Annotated in this window: 14 protein-coding genes; 9 read left to right on the top strand and 5 right to left on the bottom strand. The window is 62.1% G+C overall.

Annotated elements, in window-relative coordinates; all coding sequences use genetic code 11:
- Positions 1-107 precede the first annotated feature (107 nt).
- Together leuB and asd are read left to right on the top strand one after the other, a co-directional pair.
- Positions 108-1190: a 3-isopropylmalate dehydrogenase gene (leuB, locus tag ACYASU_RS12730; RefSeq protein WP_427686513.1), complete on the top strand. Its 1083-nt coding sequence runs from the start codon at positions 108-110 to the stop codon at positions 1188-1190.
- Positions 1191-1271: 81 nt separating this feature from the next.
- The gene (asd, locus tag ACYASU_RS12725; protein WP_065986059.1) at positions 1272-2384 is read left to right on the top strand and encodes an aspartate-semialdehyde dehydrogenase; all 1113 of its coding nucleotides are present in this window, start codon (positions 1272-1274) and stop codon (positions 2382-2384) included.
- A gap of 863 nt (positions 2385-3247) precedes the next feature.
- Here the strand turns inward: asd and ACYASU_RS12720 are convergent.
- A complete protein-coding gene (locus ACYASU_RS12720; protein WP_463583010.1) occupies positions 3248-4381 on the bottom strand; it encodes an acyltransferase family protein in 1134 nt (377 codons plus the stop codon).
- Positions 4382-4761: 380 nt separating this feature from the next.
- Between ACYASU_RS12720 and ACYASU_RS12715 the strand changes: the two genes are divergently transcribed.
- The 4 genes from ACYASU_RS12715 (at position 4762) to ACYASU_RS12700 (ending at position 9141) form a co-directional block, all read left to right on the top strand.
- Entirely contained in the window at positions 4762-5778 is a 1017-nt protein-coding gene (locus ACYASU_RS12715; RefSeq protein WP_463583009.1) for a 2-dehydro-3-deoxygalactonokinase, read from the top strand.
- Between the two features lies 1 nt (position 5779).
- Positions 5780-6415 (top strand): 2-dehydro-3-deoxy-6-phosphogalactonate aldolase, encoded by a 636-nt coding sequence (locus tag ACYASU_RS12710; RefSeq protein ID WP_463583008.1) that lies wholly within the window; start codon positions 5780-5782, stop codon positions 6413-6415.
- Between the two features lie 54 nt (positions 6416-6469).
- On the top strand, positions 6470-7618 hold the full coding sequence (gene dgoD / locus ACYASU_RS12705) for a galactonate dehydratase (protein ID WP_065986272.1): 1149 nt from the start codon (positions 6470-6472) through the stop codon (positions 7616-7618).
- Between the two features lie 275 nt (positions 7619-7893).
- Complete coding sequence (locus ACYASU_RS12700) at positions 7894-9141, top strand: MFS transporter (protein ID WP_463583021.1); 1248 nt, start codon at positions 7894-7896, stop codon at positions 9139-9141.
- Positions 9142-9404: 263 nt separating this feature from the next.
- Here ACYASU_RS12700 and ACYASU_RS12695 read toward each other — a convergent pair whose 3' ends face one another.
- Positions 9405-12515, bottom strand: coding sequence for an autotransporter domain-containing protein (locus tag ACYASU_RS12695; protein WP_463583007.1), 3111 nt, complete (start codon positions 12513-12515; stop codon positions 9405-9407).
- A 151-nt stretch (positions 12516-12666) separates the two neighbouring features.
- Positions 12667-15669: an autotransporter serine peptidase EprS gene (gene eprS / locus ACYASU_RS12690; protein WP_463583006.1), complete on the bottom strand. Its 3003-nt coding sequence runs from the start codon at positions 15667-15669 to the stop codon at positions 12667-12669.
- Between the two features lie 518 nt (positions 15670-16187).
- On the opposite strand from eprS, the gene ACYASU_RS12685 reads away from it, so the two are divergent.
- Both ACYASU_RS12685 and ACYASU_RS12680 read left to right on the top strand, forming a co-directional pair.
- On the top strand, positions 16188-16991 hold the full coding sequence (locus ACYASU_RS12685) for an IclR family transcriptional regulator (protein ID WP_463583005.1): 804 nt from the start codon (positions 16188-16190) through the stop codon (positions 16989-16991).
- A gap of 217 nt (positions 16992-17208) precedes the next feature.
- Positions 17209-17895: an AlgP family protein gene (locus ACYASU_RS12680; RefSeq protein ID WP_463583004.1), complete on the top strand. Its 687-nt coding sequence runs from the start codon at positions 17209-17211 to the stop codon at positions 17893-17895.
- 43 nt (positions 17896-17938) lie between these two features.
- On the opposite strand, the gene ACYASU_RS12675 is transcribed toward ACYASU_RS12680, so the two are convergent.
- Positions 17939-18991, bottom strand: a complete 1053-nt coding sequence (locus ACYASU_RS12675; protein ID WP_463583003.1) for an NAD(P)-dependent alcohol dehydrogenase — start codon at positions 18989-18991, stop codon at positions 17939-17941.
- Between the two features lie 178 nt (positions 18992-19169).
- Between ACYASU_RS12675 and ACYASU_RS12670 the strand changes: the two genes are divergently transcribed.
- On the top strand, positions 19170-20075 hold the full coding sequence (locus ACYASU_RS12670; RefSeq protein WP_192174879.1) for an AraC family transcriptional regulator: 906 nt from the start codon (positions 19170-19172) through the stop codon (positions 20073-20075).
- 169 nt (positions 20076-20244) lie between these two features.
- Here ACYASU_RS12670 and ACYASU_RS12665 read toward each other — a convergent pair whose 3' ends face one another.
- Positions 20245-21909 carry a 4Fe-4S dicluster domain-containing protein gene (locus ACYASU_RS12665; protein WP_192174880.1) on the bottom strand — a complete coding sequence of 555 codons (1665 nt, stop codon included), beginning with the start codon at positions 21907-21909 and terminating at the stop codon, positions 20245-20247.
- Positions 21910-22044 lie beyond the last annotated feature (135 nt).

Here is a 22044-nt window from a genome sequence, read left to right as displayed (position 1 = left end):
GTTGACCGCGGTGTGACTGCTGATTCTTGCAGCTCACCGCTTGGAGCTTGCCGCTCCCGAGTCGGCACCGATCACCGGCTCGACACGTATTCTGAAACGAGGGTTTTATGAGCAAGCAGATTCTGATTCTTCCAGGTGATGGCATCGGTCCGGAAATCATGGCCGAGGCGGTCAAGGTGCTGGAGCTGGCCAGCGAGAAATATCAGCTGGGGTTCGAACTGAGCCACGACGTTATCGGCGGCGCGGCCATCGACAAGCATGGCGTGCCGCTGGCCGATGAAACCCTTGAGCGCGCCCGTTCCGTTGACGCCGTGCTGCTCGGCGCCGTGGGCGGCCCGAAGTGGGACGCCATCGAGCGCGACATCCGTCCGGAGCGCGGCCTGCTGAAGATTCGCTCGCAGTTGGGCCTGTTCGCCAACCTGCGCCCGGCGATTCTGTATCCGCAGCTGGCCGATGCCTCCAGCCTTAAGCCGGAAATCGTGGCCGGGCTGGATATCCTTATCGTCCGCGAGCTGACCGGCGGTATCTACTTCGGTGCACCGCGCGGCACCCGCGAGCTGGAAAACGGCGAGCGTCAGTCCTACGATACGTTGCCCTACAGCGAAAGCGAGATCCGCCGCATCGCCCGCGTCGGCTTCGACATGGCCCGCGTGCGCGGCAAGAAGCTCTGCTCGGTGGACAAAGCCAACGTGCTGGCCTCCAGCCAGTTGTGGCGCGAAATCGTCGAGCAGGTCGCCAAGGATTACCCGGACGTAGAACTCAGCCACATGTACGTCGACAACGCCGCCATGCAGCTGGTCCGCGCACCGAAGCAGTTCGACGTAATCGTGACCGACAACATGTTCGGCGACATCCTCTCCGACGAAGCCTCCATGCTCACCGGTTCCATCGGCATGCTGCCGTCGGCGTCGCTGGATTCGAACAACAAGGGCATGTACGAGCCCTGCCACGGTTCAGCGCCGGACATCGCCGGCAAAGGCGTGGCCAACCCGCTGGCGACGATTCTGTCGGTGTCGATGATGCTGCGTTACAGCTTCAACGAACACACCGCCGCCGACGCCATCGAGAAAGCCGTCAGCCTGGTGCTGGATCAGGGCTTGCGCACCGGCGACATCTGGTCCGAAGGCAATGCCCGGGTCGGGACGCAGGAAATGGGCGACGCCGTAGTCGCCGCGCTGCGCAATCTGTAATATCTCGGGCCCACGACTGTCAGGTTGAGCCCTTTTGCTCTCTGCGGTCGGGGCCCCACTTTTAATTAAGGTGTAGTTGCGATGAAACGTGTAGGTCTGGTCGGTTGGCGCGGGATGGTCGGTTCCGTGCTCATGCAGCGCATGCTGGAAGAGCAGGATTTCGATCTCATTGAGCCGGTTTTTTTCACCACCTCCAACGTCGGCGGCCAAGGCCCGTCGGTGGGCAAGGACGTCGCGCCGCTGAAAGATGCCTATAGCATTGACGAGCTCAAGACCCTGGACGTGGTGCTGACCTGCCAGGGCGGCGACTACACCAACGAAGTATTCCCCAAGCTGCGCGAAGCGGGCTGGCAGGGTTACTGGATCGACGCGGCGTCTTCCCTGCGCATGCAGGACGATGCGGTAATCATCCTCGACCCGGTCAACCGCAAGGTCATCGACCAGCAGCTGGATGCCGGCACCAAGAACTACATCGGCGGCAACTGCACCGTCAGCCTGATGCTGATGGGCCTGGGCGGGCTGTTCGAGGCCGGTCTGGTGGAGTGGATGAACGTCATGACGTATCAGGCCGCTTCCGGCGCCGGTGCGCAGAACATGCGTGAGCTGATCAAGCAGATGGGCGCGATCAATGCGTCGGTGGCCGACGAGCTGGCGAACCCTGCCAGCGCGATTCTGGACATCGACCGCAAGGTGGCTGACGCGATGCGTGGCGAGGGTTTCCCGACCGAGAATTTCGGGGTGCCGCTGGCGGGCAGTCTGATCCCGTGGATCGACAAGGAGCTGCCGAACGGTCAGAGCCGTGAGGAGTGGAAAGGGCAGGCGGAGACGAACAAGATTCTCGGTCGTTTCAAGAGCCCGATTCCGGTCGATGGTATTTGCGTGCGCATCGGTGCAATGCGGTGCCACAGTCAGGCGCTGACGATCAAGCTGAACAAGGATGTGCCGATCGCGGATATCGAGGGGATGATCAGTCAGCACAACCCGTGGGTGAAGCTGGTGCCGAATAATCGCGAGGCGAGCATTCAGGAGCTGAGCCCGACGTCGGTGACCGGGACGTTGAATATTCCGGTGGGGCGTTTGCGCAAGTTGAACATGGGTTCGCAGTATCTGGGCGCGTTTACCGTGGGCGACCAGTTGTTGTGGGGCGCGGCCGAGCCGTTGCGTCGGATGTTGCGGATTCTTCTGGAACGGTAATCACCCGGCGACCTGCGGCGTGGGTTCGTACGTCAAGATCAAGAGCGTCTGCCTGGGGGCAGACGTTTCGCCTTCGGCGAGTTACTTTTGAAAAGCACCAAAAGTAACCAAAAGTGCCTGCTCCTGGTTGGGCCCGACTTCGTCGGGTTCCCTCACTCCGGTCCCGCTCCGTGGGCCCGCGCCGTACGGGCATCCATGCCCTGACGGCGCTCTCGCCGCATCCCTGCGGCTCGACCCACTCCGCGAAACCTCCGTTCAGCCTGCACCCAAGTCGCGTTCTGCGGTGATTGAGCCTTCTGCGTAGGAAGATCAAAAGCAGAGGCGACAGTAACGGCAACAGCAACGGCAACAGCTTCCCGGCTGAAGCCGGTCCTACAGGGGTACGTGGTGCTTGCTGTTAGTGGGACCGGCTTTAGCCGGGAAGAGGGCTGTCTGGGTGCTGCCAGTATTGCTGATCGGACACACTTCCTGTGGGAGCGAGCTTGCTCGCGAATGCTTTATCTCAGACACCAGATACGCGGTGGATTTACCGACCTCTGAGCAAGCTCACTCCCACCAGTTCTTCGCGTTTGATCTGCTCTTGATCTGCTATTGATCTTCAGACACAGAAATTCCAGACACCGCCAAACGCGACTTGGGTGCAGGCCAAACGCAGACGACGCGCAGTGGGTCGAGCCGCATGGATGCGGCGAGAGCGCCGTCAGGACATGGATGTCCGTTCGGCGCGGGCCCACGGAGCGTCGTCGGAGTGAGGGTATTCCGACGAAGGAGGAACCTAGCCAGGAGCAAGCACCCTTGGTTACTTGGGGATGGTGCGACTTTCGACTTTTCCAAGTAACTCGCCGAAGGCGAAACGTCTGCCGTTAGGCAGACGCTCTTGACCTTGATCTTAGCTCCGCCGCAAACCCCATCCCGGGCACCTCGATCCAGCGATGAACCACCATCGAAACCACCACAACCGCCACCACCACCAACAGCGACAACAGATTGTCGTTCAGCGCACTGCCCGTGCTCAGATACCGCACCAACGTCCCCGGCATCTCACCCGGCTTGTCCACCAACAATGGATACCCGCCAAACTTCGCGGCCACCGTCAGCCCCGTCGCGACCACGAAAATCACCGCCGCATGGGTCAGGTAAATCGACAGCCACAACCGGCCCAGCGCCGGGAACACCCGCACCTGCAACAGCCGCGACACCACCCCGGCTTCCCAGGCGAACACCAGAATGGCCAGGCAAAACAGCAGCGACAGCTCAATCGTCAGCGGAGCGTCGCCGGCCACCATCAGCCAGCCGATCGCCGCTAAAACTCCAACCTCAAAGACACTGGCCAGCACCATCCCCGGCACGAAATTCCGCAGCCGTGCGTACAGCCGATAGGTCACCGTACCCGCAAAAAAACACGCCGCGCCCCACAGCACATAGCGCGTCAGCAGATCGGAATCCACGAACAAGCCGACAAACGCCAACCCGCCCAGCAGCGTGAAAATCATCCGCGCCATCCCCGGCAGTGCGTAGCAGACCACCCCGAAGATCAGCCACAGATAAAACGCGACGCTGAGCCACCACGACGGGTAGTTGAACGAGAGCGCGTTGAAGCCCGGCCACCAAGCCTGAATCAGCAACAGATTGGGCAGGATCTCCCCGGGCGCCCGGTCACCACTGAACGCCGGGAAATTCAACAGCAGCCCGTAGCGCTCCAGCACCCGCTTCAGGCACTCGAATCCGATGAAGAACAACAGCACCGCAATGTGCAGCGGCATGACCCGGCAGGCGCGAGCAAGCATGAAGTCGCCCAGCTGCCGCGAGGTATTCAGCGTGCCGACGTAGCGCCGGTAAATCAGAAAACCGCTCAGGGCGAAGAACAGACCGGCGAACTGACTGGCATTACGGAAAAACGACAGCTCCGTGAGGCTTCGCTCGATGTGCGAGTGATGAACGATCACGGTCAGGGCGCAGAGACCGCGCAGGCTGTCGAGCGCGACGAATCGCTTCATCGTGAGGATCCTTTTTCAGATGAGTCAGGCGTGCGGGCACGCGAGCAGGCGCCAGCAGGTGTGCAGGGCAGGCAATGGCAGGGACAGACAGGAAAGTTACCACCTTCGGCACTGAAGCTGATGAGTGGTTGGAGCAGATTGAAAACAGGAGGTGAGGCACAGCTATTTCGGCGCCAACGCTAACACGGTGTTCGTGAAAGTTTTGCCAGCGACGGGCAGCAGTATGCCCGAACCGCAAGCCCGTTCGGAACAGCAATCATCGAAACCTTATCCTCAGGAAATCCCAATATATGGGATTGAGCGTTATATATTGAGATCGCCAACGCAACAGGTTTATAGTTCGCCCCGCATTCACTCATTAATAACAATCAGGTGAAGCCATGCAGGCGCAATTGATCGCGCTCGATTGGGGGACGACCTCCCTTCGCGCATATCGACTCGGCGAACACGGCCGGGTACTGGAACAACGTTCGCTCAGCGCGGGCATCATGCAGCTGCCATCGACACTCCGTTCGATTGGCGGGCAGCAGGTTTCCAACGGCTTCGAACTGGCTTTTGACGAAGCCTGCGGCGACTGGCTCGACGCCGAACCAACGCTGCCGGTGATCGCCTGCGGCATGGTCGGCAGCGCCCAGGGCTGGCGCGAAGCGGTCTATCAGCAGACGCCCGCCAGCGTCGCAGCGCTCAGTTCTGCGCTGGTCACGGTGCGCAGCGTGCGCGGCGTCGACGTTCACATCATTCCCGGCATCCTGCAGCGCTCCGAGCTGCCCAATGTGATGCGCGGCGAAGAAACCCAAGTGCTCGGCATTCTCGACTCGTTGCCCGCCAGCGAAGCCGCCAAACCCCTGTTGATCGGCCTGCCCGGCAGCCACTCGAAGTGGGTGAGGGCGGTGGACGGCCGAATCGAGCATTTCGACACCTTCATGACCGGCGAGGTCTACGCAGCGCTGTCCAGCCACACCATTCTCGGCCGCACGATGCAGCGCAGCGAGACCTTCGACGCTGAAGCGTTTGACCGAGGCGTGGCGGTGTCGCGGTCGGCCAATGGCGCAGCGGGTCCGCTGTCGACCATCTTCAGTTGCCGTACGCTCGGCTTGACCGGCGTGCTGTCCGGTACCGCGCAATCCGATTACCTGTCCGGCCTGTTGATCGGCCATGAAATCGTCGCGCTGGCGCAACTGCTGCGCCAGACCGACGCGCAATTGCCTGACGTGATCCTGATCGGCAGCGACGCGCTGATCGCCCGCTACCGGCGCGCCCTCGATGCCAACGGTTTTGCCCAAGTGACCTTGGCGGAGCAGGCCACCGAGCGTGGCCTGTGGCAGGTTGCGGTGCAGGCCGGTCTGATTCAATCCTCCTCTTCGGCCGCTGCCCGGCCCCTTCACGTAGAGAACTGACATGCTCAAGCAAGCCCTCGTGCAAAACGGCCTGGTCGCGATTCTGCGCGGCCTGCGCCCCGAAGAAGCGCCGGCCATCGGTGATGTCCTGTACACCGCCGGTTTCCGCGTCATCGAAGTGCCGCTCAATTCCCCGCAGCCGTACGACAGCATCCGCTTGCTGCGTCAGAGCTTGCCCGCCGATTGCCTGATCGGTGCGGGCACGGTGCTGACGCCGGAGCAAGTGCGCCAGGTCAAGGAAGCTGGCGGCCAGGTCATCGTCATGCCCCACAGTGACCCGAAGGTCCTGCGCGCGGCGAAGGCGGAAGGCCTGTTTCTCTCCCCGGGCGTAGCGACACCGACCGAGGCCTTCGCCGCACTGGCCGAAGGCGCCGACGTACTGAAGATGTTCCCTGCCGAGCAAATGGGCCCGGCGGTGGTCAAGGCCTGGCTGGCGGTGTTGCCGGCCGGTACGGCGCTGATTCCGGTGGGCGGCATCACCCCGGACAACATGAAAGTCTTCCTCGACGCCGGCGTGTCCGGTTTCGGACTGGGTTCGGGGCTGTTCAAGCCCGGCATGAGCGCCGAGGACGTGGCCAGGAGCGCCAAGGCCTATGTCGACGCCTGGCACCAGCACAAGCCTGCCAACAACCAGTGACTGACGCGCTCGTTGCGCCATCGAGCATGTGTTTTTGAATAAGAGAGACAAGACATGAAAATCACCAAACTCACGACTTACATCGTTCCGCCGCGCTGGTGCTTCCTGAAAGTCGAAACCGACCAGGGCGTTACCGGTTGGGGCGAGCCTGTGGTCGAGGGCCGCGCGCACACCGTGGCTGCAGCGGTTGAGGAACTGTCCGACTATCTGATCGGCAAAGACCCGCGCAACATCGAAGACATCTGGACCGTGCTTTATCGCGGCGGCTTCTACCGGGGCGGCGCCATTCACATGAGCGCGCTGGCGGGCATCGATCAGGCGCTGTGGGACATCAAAGGCAAGGCCCTGGGCGTGTCGGTCAGCGACCTGCTCGGCGGTCAGGTGCGGGACAAGATCCGGGTGTATTCGTGGATCGGCGGCGACCGTCCGGCTGACACCGCCCGCGCGGCAAAAGAAGCGGTGGAGCGTGGCTTCACTGCGGTGAAAATGAACGGCACCGAAGAGCTGCAGTTCCTCGACACCTTCGACAAGGTCGATCTGGCCCTGGCCAACGTCGCCGCCGTGCGTGATGCCGTGGGCCCGAACGTCGGCATCGGCGTCGACTTCCACGGTCGCGTGCACAAGCCGATGGCTAAAGTGCTGATGAAAGAGCTGGACCCGTACAAGCTGATGTTCATCGAAGAGCCGGTGCTCAGCGAGAACTACGAAGCGCTGAAGGAACTGGCGCCGCTGACCAGCACGCCGATTGCCCTGGGCGAGCGGCTGTTCTCCCGTTGGGATTTCAAACGCGTGTTGAGCGAAGGCTACGTCGACATCATCCAGCCGGATGCTTCCCACGCCGGCGGCATCACCGAAACCCGCAAGATCGCCAACATGGCCGAAGCCTATGACGTGGCGCTGGCGCTGCATTGCCCGCTGGGCCCGATCGCGCTGGCCGCGTGCCTGCAGCTGGACGCCGTTTGCTACAACGCGTTCATTCAGGAGCAGAGCCTGGGCATTCACTACAACGAAAGCAACGACCTGCTCGACTACATCAAGAACCCCGAAGTCTTCGACTACGACAAGGGCATGGTGAAGATCCCGAACGGGCCGGGCCTGGGCATCGAGATCAACGAAGAGTACGTCAAGGAACGTGCCGCCATCGGCCACCGCTGGCGCAACCCGATCTGGCGCCACGCCGACGGCAGCTTTGCCGAGTGGTGATCCGTCCGTGCTGACTTGATCGTTCCCGCGCTCTGCGTGGGAACAATCATTCGCGAGCAAGCTCGCTCCCACAGGGACTTTGGCTGACCCTGATGTCGAGGGCGCTGACCCTCACGTGGGAGTGAGCGTGCTCACGAAGCTTTTCACGGCTCACTTACACCAAAAAAACTCCAGACCTCAGATAACCATAAAAAGAGGCACTTCCCTTGCGCACACAGACTGCTTCCCAAGCGCGGGCGACCACCGCCACGCCGACCCGCAAACGCTTCTTCATCATGGTGCTGCTGTTCATCACCGTGGTGATCAACTACCTCGACCGCAGCAACCTGTCCATCGCCGCGCCCGCACTGACCAGCGAGCTGGGCATCGACCCGGTGCACGTCGGCCTGATCTTCTCCGCCTTCGGCTGGACCTACGCCGCCATGCAACTGCCCGGCGGCTGGCTGGTGGATCGCGTTCCGCCTCGCATTCTCTACACCGTGGCACTGGCGCTGTGGTCCATCGCGACCATTTTTCTCGGCTTCGTTGGCAGCTTCATCGGCCTGTTCATTTTGCGCATGGCCGTCGGCGCGCTGGAGGCCCCGGCCTATCCGATCAACAGCCGCGTCGTCACCGCCTGGTTCCCTGAAAAAGAACGCGCCACCGCCGTCGGCTTTTACACCTCCGGCCAGTTCGTCGGCCTGGCCTTCCTGACCCCTGTGCTCGCGTGGTTGCAGACCCGCTACGGCTGGCACATGGTGTTCGTCGCCACCGGGGGCGTCGGCGTGCTCTGGGCGGCGATCTGGTACATGGTCTATCACGAGCCCCGCGACTTCAAAGGTATCAACCAGGGTGAGATCGACCTCATCAAGGAAGGCGGCGGCCTGGTCGACATGCAGACCGATGCCTCGAAACGCAAAAGCGGTTTCAGCTGGCAGGACCTCGGCATCGTGCTGACCAAGCGCAAGCTGTGGGGCATCTACCTGGGCCAGTTTTGCCTGAACTCGACGCTGTGGTTCTTCCTCACCTGGTTCCCGACCTACCTGGTCAAATACCGCGGCATGGACTTCATCAAGTCCGGCTTGCTGGCGTCGCTGCCGTTCCTCGCGGCCTTCGTCGGCGTGCTCTGCTCGGGATTCTTTTCCGACTGGCTGATTCGTCGCGGTCATACCGTCGGCTTCGCGCGCAAGACGCCGATCATCGCCGGTCTGCTGATTTCCACCTCGATCATCGGCGCCAACTACGTCGACTCGACCCCGCTGGTGATCGCTTTCCTGGCTCTGGCCTTCTTCGGTAATGGCCTGGCGTCGATCACTTGGTCGCTGGTTTCGACCCTCGCCCCGGCGCGGCTGTTGGGACTGACCGGCGGCACCTTCAACCTGATCGGCAACCTGGCGGCAATTGCCACACCGATCGTCATCGGCTTCCTGGCGTCGGGTGATTCCTTTGCGCCGGCGATCACTTACATCGCCGTTCTGGCGCTGCTTGGGGCGTTGTCCTACATCCTGTTGGTGGGCAAGGTGGAACGCATCGAGTTGTCATGACCCTGTCGATACGTAACGAGGGACGTCAATCACGTGCCCGGTGACGGACGTTTGCTTGAGAGAGGCATGGAAGCCGTCAATGCCTGGGTAAGACCGGGCTTGAGGGTGGTCTAGATCAAAGAGAGCACTATTTCGAGCCGGTGCTCAGGCGCTCACCGGATCGCTACTGAACCGTTTGAAGGGTCGAAGTGGACCCTTCAAACGGTTTTTAGTATCAGGCAAGAGCACCTGAGCTGGCGCAGGCTTTCAGGCAGCTTTTGAAATTAGAACTCCCAATTCAGCGACAGCCCTACGCCGTGGGTTTTATCCCGGGCGCCCAGCAGGCCGTTGTAGTCCAGGTTGATCCGCGCATCCCGGTTCAAGGCAAGGCTGGCGCGGGCGCCCACGACGGCGGCGTCCCGGTCCATGGACACGCTTTGCACGGCGAAGCTATTCACCCCGCTGGCAAAGGCCAGGTGCTGCTCGGCCGAGGTATCGCTCAGGTTATGCTGCCAGCCCAACGTACCTGAGACGTCCAGTTTCTGGGTATCGGTGAGGTTGAACCGGCTACCGGCACGCACGCCCAGTGTGGACAGCACCGTGTCGCGGGTGTCGTCATTCCCCTTGAGCGCCGTGGCGCCTCCCTTCTCCGTAAAGCTGTCGCTGTCGAAGTGAACGTAGGCCAGGTTGGCGAAAGGCTCCAGCGCCAAAGGCTGCAGGTTGAGGCGATAGGCCGCTTCGGTGAACACCTGGGTCGATTGCGCGTCGCGCTTGACCTTCAGGCGGTCGGCCGAAGTACCCAGTTGCAGGTCTCGCTTGACGTCAATGCGGTGCCAGCTATGGGATGCACCTGCGGTCAGGCGCAACGCCCCTTCCTCGTGGCCAATGTACGCACCCAGGTGGTAGCTATCGGCGGAGGCGCTGGAATGGGTGTCGTCACCCATGCCTAACGAGGTATCGCTGTAACCGACCATGGCGCCCAACCGGGTGTGCTCAGCCACCAGGCCGTCCACACCGGCGAGCAGGCCGCCCAGGGATGAGGTTGAGCTGGCGCTGTCGCTGCTGCCGGCGTTCTTGCCCCAGGCACCCAGGCCTTTCACCCACAGGTTGTTGCCTTCAACGCCCGCCGCAGGCTGGTCGTACAGCCCTTCGACGCGCAGGCGATCACCTACGGCATCACGTACCTGACGGCTGTCGTTGATCAGCTGAGTGGCGATGGCCGGATGCACTTCGCCGGACAACTGGGTGTAGGCACGCCGGGCGGTAGCGGCATCAGGGCTCAACAGCAGCTCTTCGTACACCGCGTTACCGGCCCCTAATTGCTCGGCGGCCGCCGCTACGTTGGCCTGGTTAGCGGTTTGCGCGGCGCTGGCGAAGCTGTCCCCGTTGCGCTCCAGGGCCAGGGCAACGCCCGTACCGCTGTAGGCCAGGTTGCCATCCAGGAAAGCGTAGTTATCCAGCACCGACCCAAACTGGCCCTGCACGCCGCCAGCGGCTTGCAGCACGCTGAACGGCCGGCCGATCAGGCTGTTGACCTCGCCTGTGGTGAAGCCGGCACCGTTTTCCAGCGAGAGGGCCATGGTCGCACCGCTCACCGTAGCCTGTCCGCCGGCGATGATGCGGTCGCTGCCAGCGGGCGACAACTCCACCGCATACACAGCGCCGGGCGCCAGGTTAAGGTCGCCCGCCACGTGTAAGGTACCCACGGAATTACCCGGCGCCACCGTACCGCCACGGTTGGCGGCAAGGGACGCGACCCGGCCGTTGCCGCCCAGTATGCCGGTGTCGTTGACGGTCACCGCCGAGGCCAGCGAACCATTGACCGCCAGGCGCCCTTCATTGACCAGGGTTGGGCCGCTGTAGGTGTTGGCGCCGGTCAGCACCAAGGTACCGATACCCAGCTTGGTCAAGCCGCCATGCCCGGCTATGTCATTGCTCCACACGTCCCGCCCGCATTGTGGCCCGCTGCAGAGGCGCTGGGTCGGTTTACCGGCATCGACCACCGCGCCGGTACCCGGCAGGTTGGCAACGAACTGGCTGTCGCCATAGGCGCCGCCGATACGAAACTCGGCGGGAATATCCGCCTCGGTGACGAACATGCTCGGGCCGTTGACGGCCTTCCCCAGGTTGATCATGCCCCAGCCATAGAGTGCGTCCACGCTAGGCGCGCCGAGGTCGGTGGCGGTGGTTTTCAACACGTCGGCCACCTGTGCGCCGGTCATGTAGGGGAAGCGCTCCATCAGTACCGCCATGCTGCCCGCGACATGGGGCGCGGCCATGGAGGTACCGTTTTTGTTGGCCCAGCCCACGGTCAGGTCTTCCAAGCTGGTGCCGTTGAGCACGGAGCTGTAGATCCGCGTACCTGGCGCCGACACGCAGAAGCTGGCCGTGTAACCGCAGCGAGAAGAAAAGGTGCTCAAGGTGTAAGGCGTGGTGCCGGCGGCCGCGGCGTTCGGGTTTTGCTGCAAGGCAGCAACCGTCAGCCAGTTGGGGGCGATCTCTGGCACGAAATACCCGAGTCCGGCCATGGCGTCCGGGTTGTTCAGGTTGTAGTCGTTACCTGCTGCGAAAATGGTGACCACGCCGCTGCGCGCTGCATCGATGGCGCCCTGATAAGCGCCCCCTGGACGAGTGCCGAGGATCTGTCGGATCTGATCGAACTGCAGCTGCGCATCCTGCACGGTGAAGTGCGGAAAGGCCGGGTCGCGACCGCCCTGGTCGAAGCGGTCGGTAATGCCGATGCCCCAGCTGTTATTGATGATGCGCGCGCCACTGCTGACCAATGCGTTCCAGCCAGCCTGGTAAACCGCGCCGTCGTTGCCCAGCACAATCCCGTCTTCCGGGCCTGGGTCGCCGTTGTCGGCGCTGATGATCTGGGCGTTGAAGGCCACGCCGTGCATGGGCCCGCCGTCTCGGTTGCCGCCAGCGATGCCACCTACGTGGGTGCCGTGGTTACCCAGCCGGCCGTTGGAGTCAGGGGTAGGGGCGCCGTCGTAACGGAAGGCGTCGCCGGCCTTTACCGGAATATAGGGGTCGGTGTACTCGCGAATGCCACTGGTAACCAGATTGATCACCTTATCCGGGCTGGCGAATTCCGGGTGCGGTGCGTACACCGGCTGATCGAAAATCCCCAACTTCACGCCCTTGCCGGTGTAACCGGCCGCGTAGGCCTGGTCGGCGTTGATCGCGCCCAGCCCCCATTGGGCCGTGAACTCCGGGCTGCGCCAACTGGCGACATTCCCGGTCTGGCCGGCTTCTACGTAAGGCGCAGCATGGGCTACACCGAGGATGGCCAGGTAACAGCCGAGGGCGCCGCAAGAAGCGCGATTGGCTTGCCGAATAGCGTGCCGAATGGAGCTGACAGCAACCTGTCGAGTGGTGAATAGCTCTTTCATAGATATAACTGTCCTTAGTTAGCGCACACAAAACCCCGCGCGAATGCCGTCTTGGCATCCGCGTCGTTCTTTTTCCAGCAATGGGTAGGTTGAAACATTCAGCTTTATGCAAGCGGTGGGCAACGGCCTGGCTCGCCCCGCCGCTTTGCGTTTAGAACTGCCAGTTAAGGCTCAAGCCGATGCCGTGGCTTTTTTCACGGCTGGCCAATTGGCCGTTGTAGTCCAGGCTAACGCTGGCCTCACGGCTCAGCGCCATGCGGGCATGGGCACCCACCAGGGCCGCGTCACGCACCAGGGGCGAACTTTCGATGCCAAAGCTGCTGCCGCCTGCCGCAAAGGCCATGTGCTGCTCTGAATCGGTGTCGCTCAGGTTGTGCTGCCAGCCCAGGCTGCCGGAGAGGTCCAGCTTCTGATGATCATTGATTGCGATGGTTTTAAGCGCCCGTACACCCAGCGTGCCGAGCACGGCTTCACGGGTATCGCTGCCGGATGCAAGTGCTGCGGCATCTCCCTTCTCGCTGAAGCTGTCAGTGCCAAGGTGTACATAGGCCAGGTTAGCGAAGGGCTCAAGCACTGCGGGCTGCAACTGAATACGGTACGCCGCTTCGGTGAATACCTGTGCGGTTTGCGCATCGTGCTTGGTTTTCTCCCGGCCACTGGCGCCGCCGACCTGTATATCGCGCTTGCCATCGATCCGGTGCCAACTGTAGGCACCGCCGAGGGTCAAGCGCCAGGCGCCGATCTCATGACCCAGGTAGGCGCCCAGATGGTAGCTGTCCACTGATGCACGGGAATGGGTACCCGAGCCCATATTGATCGAGCTGTCACTGTAGCCGCCGATCAGGCCAAGGCGCGTGTCGTCACCTACGTCGCCGTCGACCCCCGCCAGCACGCCGCCAATGGACGAGGTATAGCCAGCCGTATCGCTACGGGAATCCGTTTTGCCCCACGCGCCCAAGGCCTTGAACCAGACATTGTCTTGCGCCGCCGTATTGGCATCGGCGCCGAACACGCTGGCGCCCAGGCGCTCGCCAACCGCATCACGCACATAGCGGCTGTCGTTGATCAACTGGGTGGCGACTGCCGGGTAGATCTCGCCCGACAGCTGCTGGAAACTCTCTTGTGCCGAGGCGGCACTTGGCGCGAGCAGCAGGTTTTCATACACCGCGTTGCCCGCCCCCAATTGCTCGGCGGCCGAAGCCACGGCTGCCTGGTTGGGGGTTTGCGCCACGCTGTCGAAAGCCGCCGTGCGTTCGATATTCAGCGCAACGCCGTTAGCGGCGTAGTCCAACCGGCCGCCGAGGAAAGCGTAGTGGGAGGTGACCGCTGCGAACTGCCCGTTCACACCATTGGCGGCCTGCAACACGCTGTACTGGCGGCCAAGCAGGGTCTGGCCAGGCGTGGCATTCAAGGCCAGCGGTGTTGGGTCCAGGGCCAGGGTCATGTTGGCCCCCGACACCGTGGCACTGCCGGTGGCCACAATGCGGTCACTGGCCGTTGGCGAAAGCTCCACCGCGTAGGTTGAGCCTGGCGCGAAGGTTAAGTCACCGTTCACTCGCAAGGTGCCGATGGAGTTACCCGGCGCCACCTGCCCGCCGCTCAACGCGGTGAGGTTACCGACCTGCCCATTGCCGCCCAAGGTGCCACCCGCATTGACCTGCACGGCGGACGCAAGGGAGCCATTGACCGACAGCACACCACCGTTGACCTGGGTATCGCCGCGATAGGTATTGTTCCCTTCAAGGATCAATCGGCCCGCGCCGGACTTGATCAGGCTCCCTTGGTACTGGCGCTGAGCCGCGGCCGCAGCACGGGCGGTGCCCACGGCGTAGTCGGTCTGGTCCTGTTGGCTGGCACTGCTGGCCACGCCGTTCTGCCAGCCTCTGTTGACCAGGGTTTGCCGCCAGGCGGCCTGTTCGGCAGTGTCCTCGGCCTGACGCTGGATCAACGCCTGATCAGAAATATCGTTACTCCAGACATCGGTTCGGCCGGCGCCCAAGGTGGCATCGAAGGTGCCCAGCAACTGGCCTGGCCCACGCATGGCCCGCTCCAGGTTGACCACGCCCCAGCCCACAGTGCCATTAGGCGCCTGGGTGACCGAACCATCGAGCTGGGTCGCGGTGGTGAGCAGCACCTGCAAGGCCTGTTCGTTGTTCATGTAAGGGTAGCGCTCCATCACCAGCGCCAGTGCGCCGGTGGCATGGGGCGCGGCCATGGACGTACCGGACTTGAGCGCATAACCGCCGCCCGGCACGGTGCTGTTGATCAGCCTCCCCGGTGTGGTGATGCACCAATATTTGGCAATGCCGCACTGGTTGTAGCGCTGGGCATTGGCGCTATCCAGGCCAGACACCGCCAGCCAGTGGCCTTCTAGGTCGGGCTCGAAATACGGCAGCGCAGAACGCACACTGGCGTTCGCATAGCCAGTATTGCCAGCACTGAAGACGTTAATCACGCCCTTGCGCGAGACGTTAGCCGCTTCATCCAGCCAGGTGCCCCGGTTGTAATGCTGGGCATAAGCGGCCTGCACGCCTTCCAGTGTCGCGTAGGTCACATCCGGCGGCTGGCTACCCCAACTGTTGTTAATCGCCCGCACACCGGCATCGGCCAGCGCGCCATAGGCCGCCTTGAAGTACTGCGGGTCTGGGCTCGGGCCAAACAAGAAGCTATCGCTCTGGTTGGTGTTGGCCACATAGATTTGCGCGTTGTACGCCACGCCATGCATGCCGACGCCATCGCGCGCCGCGCCCATGGTCCCGGTCACGTGTGTGCCGTGGGTATCGTTATTAGGGTTGATGGCACCCGTGACGCTAAAGGGCGAACCGTTTACGTAGGTGCCGCTGGCCGTTACCGCATGGTAGCGGGATGGGCTGGCTTCGGGATGAGAGGGGTCGAATCCCGAGTCCATCGCGCCGATTTTTACGCCGTTGCCGGTGATACCGGCAGCATAGGCCTGATCAGCCTGGATACGGCCCAATCCCCAGTCGCTCTGAAATTCTTCCGAGCGCCAACTGGCCGCGTCGCCTAACTTGCCCTGTTCTGCATAGTCGGCATACGCCGAACAGCCAAAGGTAAAAGACAACGCGCAAAGTGCGGTCGTGGTTGCGGGTTTAATGGAATAACGGACAGCATTGGACGGCTTGAACCTTCGCATCCCTGCACACCTTTTGTATTTATTAGCTCCCTAGTGAGCGCTGTAAGAAAATAGTCCGCTCCGCAGGGTATGGCAACTCATTTGTTTCAATTTTGATACAAAGCCAGTGGCTAGAAAATATGCAGGTAATTTGGCAAAAGGCGCTGTGATGCGGAAGCTAGAAGGCCCAGGCACAACTAAAAAGTATTGCGGATAGTGGCCTTTTAGTTGCATTGTCGAAAGGTAGCGCGTTTTTAGTTGATCTGGCGTGCGTCTTGGCGAACCTTCCACAGTCACGAGTTCTATACGGGATGCGTAGCAAGGATTTATTCAAGTCATAAATAGCGGAAATCAACCGTAATAAGCGTTAAGTACACGAGTACCGAAGGGGCCGCTGGCGCAATTACTATGTTTGCGCAACTTACCGCAGTGCTGGCAACGGTAGGCGATGCTTCGTAAGTAAGATGCTCTGCAGCGCTGGCAGGCTTCAAGGCTGGCGACGATAATGACGCCGGTTTTCTGATTCGATAAGGCGCGCCATGCAAGATGCATCCGACACCGCCGTCACTGGCAAAGACCCTGCACCCACCGGCACGCAAACGCTGATTCGCGGCCTGGGCGTGATTCAGGCGGTCGCCAGAGGCGCTCGCGACCTCAAGGAAATCGCCCGCCTGATCGGCACCACGCGCAGCACCACCCACCGGCTTGCCAGTTGCCTGGTGGAGGAGCGTTACCTGCGGGTGTTGCCGCAAACGGGTTATGTGCTGGGGCCAAGGTTGATCGAGCTGGGATTCCAGGCCCAGGAAGAAGTGCCGCTGCTGGTGCTCGCCAGACCCTTTCTTGACGAACTGTCGGCGCTCACCGGCGACACCGTGCACCTGGCGATGCGCGACGGTGACGAGGTCTTGTACCTGCATAAAAATCCCGGGCGCAATGGCCCGGAAATGCGTTCGCGGGTGGGCCATCGCATGCCGCTGGCCCGCACCGGCATCGGCAAGGCGTTGCTGCTGGACAGCCCGGAAAGCGAATGGCAACGGCTGTACGAAATCAGCGTGCCGACCACCGGCAAAAACCCGCTGTGGCCGGCCCATGAAGAACAGACCTGGGAGCAGGTGCAGGCGCGCATGCACGAGTACGTGCGGGGCGGTTATGCATTCGATCTGGAAGACAACGAGCCGTCCATTCGCTGCGTGGCCGCGCCGGTGCGTGACGCCAGCAAACAGATCGTCGCTGGCATCAGCATCGCCAGCACGGTGCCGTACATGCCGCTGGAAAAAATGGCCGACCTGGTGCCGGTGATCAAGGACGCGGCGGCACGGCTGTCGGCCGAGTTGGGCGGCTAGCGTGTCGCTGCGCAGAGCAGGAAGGGGTGAACGGGCGAAACGTTGACGCAGCGGGCGGCAATCACACGCTGTTGAAGCCCGGAAAGTGCCTGCAGCTGACGAGATCGAGAAATGGCTTTGCGATTGACCCAACCATAACCCCGACCCGCGGTCCTAATTGTTCAGAGGCCAGCGGCCGTCCGGCCAAGGCACGCGTGATTCGGGAAGGAGGGATGTTATGGCGAGTAGAAAAAAAATACAGCTCACACCGCTGCTGCTGCTTCAGGAACTCACCACCCTTTTGCTGGAGCATTTTGAGCAGGCCTGCGGACAAGCCCTCGCTGACGCTGAGAAGAAGCTTTCCAAGTTCGAAAAGAAGCACAGCAAGGTGGAAAAAAAGCGTGGCAAGCAGCGGGACCGTCTCGACTCCACGCCTACCGCAAAACGAAAAAAGCAGACGAAGTTGCGAGCCACTCTCTCACTGCTTGAGGCCGCTTTGGTTGAGTTGCAACTTCAGATCGATGAGACCCGGCAATACATCAGCCACTTGAAGCACGACATCCACGTAAGTCTCACGTTGGTGCAGGGCGTGGGCAAGGTGCGTGAAGCCGCCAGTGAAATGCTGCGCCAGCGCGAAGGCGGAGGCAGCTCGCCAGCCGCACAAACGGAAGTGGCCGCCAAGTCTGCTGTGAAGCCTTCGCCCGCAACCCTGCGCGCTGAAAAGCAGGCCACAGCACTGAAAGCGATTGCTAATGCGGTGGTCGCCAAGCCCACAGTGACGGTGGTCAAGGGACGAAAGCATGCACCCAGCGAGGTTGCACCATTGGCCCACGGGGTCGCCGAGGCCAGCGCTGCGCCCGAGCCGGATGAGGCGCCTCATGCTGAATCCGCGCTCCGGCCGGAGTGGCTCGAGCGCTCGCTGTAGGGGGGTCGCCGGTCGCCCCGCATTGCGCGGGGCGACCGGTGGATCAGGCCTTCAACGTGGCCATGTCAATCACGAAACGGTATTTCACGTCACCGGCGATCATGCGGCTGTAGGCCTCGTTGATGTTCTTGATGTCGAGCATCTCGATGTCGCAGGTGATGCCATGCTCGGCGCAGAAATCCAGCACCTCCTGGGTTTCGGCGATGCCCCCGATCAGTGAACCCGCCAGCACACGACGCTTCATCACCAGATTGGCCGCATGCAGCGCCGGATCGACGGGTTCGATCAGGCCGACGAGAATGTGCACGCCGTCAAAACGCAGGGTTTCCAGGTAGGGGTTCAAGTCGTGCTGCACCGGAATGGTGTCCAGCAGGAAGTCGAAATGACCGGCAGCGGCTTTCATCTGCTCGGCATCCGTCGAGACGATGACGTGATCGGCGCCCTGACGACGACCTTCTTCAGCCTTGCTCGCCGAGCGGGTGAACAGCGTCACTTCCGCGCCCATGGCCTTGGCGAACTTGATGCCCATGTGGCCCAGGCCGCCCATGCCCAGCACGCCCACTTTGTCGCCGGCCTTGACGCCGTAATGCTTGAGCGGCGAGTAGGTGGTGATGCCCGCACACAGGATTGGCGCCGCAGCGGCCAGGTCGAGTTTCTCCGGGATACGCACGACGAAGTGCTCGCTGACCACGATGCTGTTGGAATAGCCGCCCATGGTGTTGCTGCCGTCGACGCGGTCCGGAGTGGCGTAGGTCATGGTTGGACCTTCGAGGCAATATTGCTCGAGGTCCTGCGCGCAGGCTTCGCACTGACGGCAGGAATCGACCATGCAGCCGACGCCGACCAGATCGCCGACTTTGTGCTTGCTGACGTTGGCGCCGACTTCGGTGACCTTGCCGACGATCTCGTGGCCCGGCATCAGCGGGTACACGGCGATGCCCCACTCGTTGCGTGCCTGGTGGATGTCGGAGTGGCAGACGCCGCAGTAGAGGATCTCGATGGCCACGTCGTCCGGCCGCGGGCTGCGGCGGCTGAACGTCATGGGGGCGAGGGGAGCGGTGGCGGACTGGGCGGCGTAACCGATGGCTGTGTACATGAAGAACCTCGCAAAAACGATGACGGTTGAGGCGGTGCATTGTCCGCAGCCGGGACGTCGCCGGCCATGGTCATTCCTCCGCCTGTCATGCCTGATCCTCCGAACCTGACACATCGATTCACGCGGCGCGGGGCTGATCTGCGATGATGGCGGTGTCAAATCCTCCGTATGGCTGCCCATGTCTCCTGTTTCTCATTCCGACGCCAACGCCGAGTTGGTCTCTCTCATCAAGCCCCTGGCGCCGCGCCCGGGTTTCGTCGATACCCTCGTGCCGGGCGTGCAGGCGATGTCCTGGGATTACTACGTCGCCAGCAGCCCGCAGATCTATGAACCCAGCCTGGTGATCATCGCCCAGGGCAGCAAACTCGCGCGCCTCGGCCCGCGAACGCTGGAATACGGCGCCGGTCATTATCTGGTGCAGGCGTTGTCGGTGCCGTTCATGTGCGAGACCTTCGCCACGGCCGAAGCGCCCATGTATGGCGTCGCCGTATCAATCGATCGCGCGCTGCTGGGCGAGCTGGTGCAGACCATGGGCGAGGCGCCGAACGTGAAGGTCAGGGCGCAGACGCCGGAGTCCATGACCTCCGCCGAGCTGGATGCGCCGATGCGCGAAAGCGTCGAGCGGTTGCTGCGCTGCCTGCACGATCCGCTGGACGCGCAAGTGATGGGGCAGGCCCGTGTCAGGGAAGTGGTGTACGCCGCGTTGCGCGGTCCCCAAGCCGGAGTGCTGCGGGCATTGGTCGAACAGACCGGCCATTTCGCGCGCATTGCGGCGTCGCTGCAATACCTGCGCGACCATTACGATCAGGCCCTGAGCGTCGAGGATCTGGCCCGCTGCGCAAACATGAGCGCCTCGACCTTTCATGAGCATTTCAAGCGCAGCACGCTGTTGTCGCCCGTTCAGTACCTGAAACGCGTGCGGCTGCTCAAGGCTCAGCAGATGCTCATCGGCGAGGGCATGGGGGTGGCGCAGGTCGCGCACAAGGTCGGGTATCAGAGCACGTCGCAATTCAGTCGCGAGTACAAACGCTACTTCGAGCGCAATCCGGGGGAAGAGGGCGAGCGGCTGAAGATATCAGCGTGAGGGGTGATGCCGAACCTCGAAAGCTTCCCGGCTAAAGCCGGTCCTACGGAGGTTACGCGGTGTCTTTGTGGGACCGGCTTCAGCCGGGAAGAGGCCAGTGTGCGCAACATCAATTGTGCGATGTGGCCGCTGACGCCTTCCCGGCTAAGCCGGTCCTACTCAGAATCCATTACATATTGGGATAGGTCGGGCCGCCTGCGCCTTCCGGTGCTACCCAGGTAATGTTCTGCGACGGATCCTTGATGTCACAGGTTTTACAGTGGACGCAGTTCTGCGCGTTGATCTGGAAGCGCTTCGCGCCGTCTTCCTGGGTCACTACCTCGTACACCCCCGCCGGGCAGTACCGCTGAGCAGGCTCATCCCACTTGGGCAGGTTGACGCTGATCGGGATGCTCGGATCCTTCAGCTTCAGGTGGCACGGCTGCTCTTCTTCGTGGTTGGTGCCGGAGATGAACACCGAGCTTAATTTGTCGAAGCTCAGCTTGCCGTCGGGTTTCGGGTAATCGATCTTCTTCGAATCGGCCGCCAGCTTCATGCACGCGTAGTCCGGCTTGGTGTCGTGCAGGGTGAAGGGGATCTTGCCGCCGAACAGGTTCTGGTCGATGAAGTTGAACGCGCCACCGAAGATCGCGCCGAACTTGTGCACCGCCGGGCCGAAGTTGCGGCTGGCGAACAGCTCTTCATGCAGCCAGCTGGCCTTGAAGCCCTCGACGTAGCCGTTGAGCGCGTCGCCACCCTCGTTGCCGGCGAACAGCGCATCCGCCACCGCTTCAGCGGCGAGCATGCCGGACTTCATGGCGGTGTGGCTGCCCTTGATCTTGGCGAAGTTCAGCGTGCCCAAGTCGCAGCCGATCAGCGCGCCGCCGGGGAAGACCATCTTCGGCAGCGAATTCAGGCCGCCCTTGCAGATGGCCCGCGCGCCGTAGCTGATGCGCTTGCCGCCTTCCAGATACTGTTTGAGGACCGGATGGTGCTTGAGGCGCTGGAACTCATCGAACGGCGACAGGTACGGGTTGGCATAGGACAGGTCGACGATCAGCCCGACCACGACCTGATTGTTTTCCAGGTGGTAAAGGAACGAGCCGCCGGTGTTTTCGGTGCCCATGATGTCCAGCGGCCAGCCGGCGGTGTGCACCACCAGGCCTGGCTGATGTTTGGCCGGATCGACTTCCCAGATTTCCTTCAGGCCGATGCCGTAATGCTGGGCGTCGGCTTCGCTGTCTAGGTTGAAGCGGTTGATCAGTTGCTTGCCGATGTGACCACGGCAGCCTTCGGCGAACAGCGTGTACTTGCCGCGCAGTTCCATGCCAGGGGTGTACAGGCCTTCTTTCGGATTGCCTTCACGGTCCACGCCCAGATCGCCGGTGAGAATCCCGCGGACCACGCCGTTTTCATCGATCAGCGCTTCCTGAGCCGCAAAGCCCGGGTAGATCTCTACGCCCAGGTTCTCGGCCTGCTGCGCCATCCAGCGGCACAGGTTGCCCAAGGAGATGATGTAGTTGCCTTCGTTGTGCATGGTCTTGGGCACGAATGCGCCCGGGACTTTCTGACTGGCGTCGGCACCGGTCAGCACATAGATGTCGTCACTTTTGACCGGTGTGTTGAGCGGGGCGCCGAGGGCTTTCCAGTCAGGGAACAACTCGTTGAGGGCGCGGGGTTCGAACACCGCACCGGAGAGGATGTGGGCACCGACTTCGGAGCCTTTTTCCACCACGCAGACGCTGATTTCCTGACCGGCGTCAGCGGCTCTCTGTTTCAGGCGGCAAGCGGCAGACAGCCCGGCGGGCCCGGCTCCGACGATGACGACGTCGAACTCCATAAATTCGCGTTCCACAGGCTATCTCCTACTCAAGGCTCAACGGCGTATTTTTTTATTGATGGCTAAACCGACACCGGGAAGGTCGTTGGCCCGGGTGTCATCTCAAAGGCGCGCATTATATCTACACCACCTCACAGGTCCAATACAAAC

The organism is Pseudomonas sp. HP_12, from assembly GCF_055283955.1.
This window is presented reverse-complemented; position numbering and strand designations above follow the sequence as displayed.

Excerpts from the sequence above, each read along its gene's own strand:
- ACYASU_RS12715 (WP_463583009.1), top strand. The coding sequence starts at position 4,762 with ATGCAGGCGCAATTGATCGCGCTCGATTGGGGGACGACCTCCCTTCGC.
- asd (WP_065986059.1), top strand. The coding sequence starts at position 1,272 with ATGAAACGTGTAGGTCTGGTCGGTTGGCGCGGGATGGTCGGTTCCGTG.
- ACYASU_RS12710 (WP_463583008.1), top strand. The coding sequence starts at position 5,780 with ATGCTCAAGCAAGCCCTCGTGCAAAACGGCCTGGTCGCGATTCTGCGC.
- ACYASU_RS12675 (WP_463583003.1), bottom strand. The coding sequence starts at position 18,991 with ATGTACACAGCCATCGGTTACGCCGCCCAGTCCGCCACCGCTCCCCTC.
- eprS (WP_463583006.1), bottom strand. The coding sequence starts at position 15,669 with ATGCGAAGGTTCAAGCCGTCCAATGCTGTCCGTTATTCCATTAAACCC.
- ACYASU_RS12720 (WP_463583010.1), bottom strand. The coding sequence starts at position 4,381 with ATGAAGCGATTCGTCGCGCTCGACAGCCTGCGCGGTCTCTGCGCCCTG.
- ACYASU_RS12670 (WP_192174879.1), top strand. The coding sequence starts at position 19,170 with ATGTCTCCTGTTTCTCATTCCGACGCCAACGCCGAGTTGGTCTCTCTC.
- ACYASU_RS12685 (WP_463583005.1), top strand. The coding sequence starts at position 16,188 with ATGCAAGATGCATCCGACACCGCCGTCACTGGCAAAGACCCTGCACCC.
- ACYASU_RS12695 (WP_463583007.1), bottom strand. The coding sequence starts at position 12,515 with ATGAAAGAGCTATTCACCACTCGACAGGTTGCTGTCAGCTCCATTCGG.
- dgoD (WP_065986272.1), top strand. The coding sequence starts at position 6,470 with ATGAAAATCACCAAACTCACGACTTACATCGTTCCGCCGCGCTGGTGC.
- ACYASU_RS12680 (WP_463583004.1), top strand. The coding sequence starts at position 17,209 with ATGGCGAGTAGAAAAAAAATACAGCTCACACCGCTGCTGCTGCTTCAG.
- ACYASU_RS12700 (WP_463583021.1), top strand. The coding sequence starts at position 7,894 with ATGGTGCTGCTGTTCATCACCGTGGTGATCAACTACCTCGACCGCAGC.
- leuB (WP_427686513.1), top strand. The coding sequence starts at position 108 with ATGAGCAAGCAGATTCTGATTCTTCCAGGTGATGGCATCGGTCCGGAA.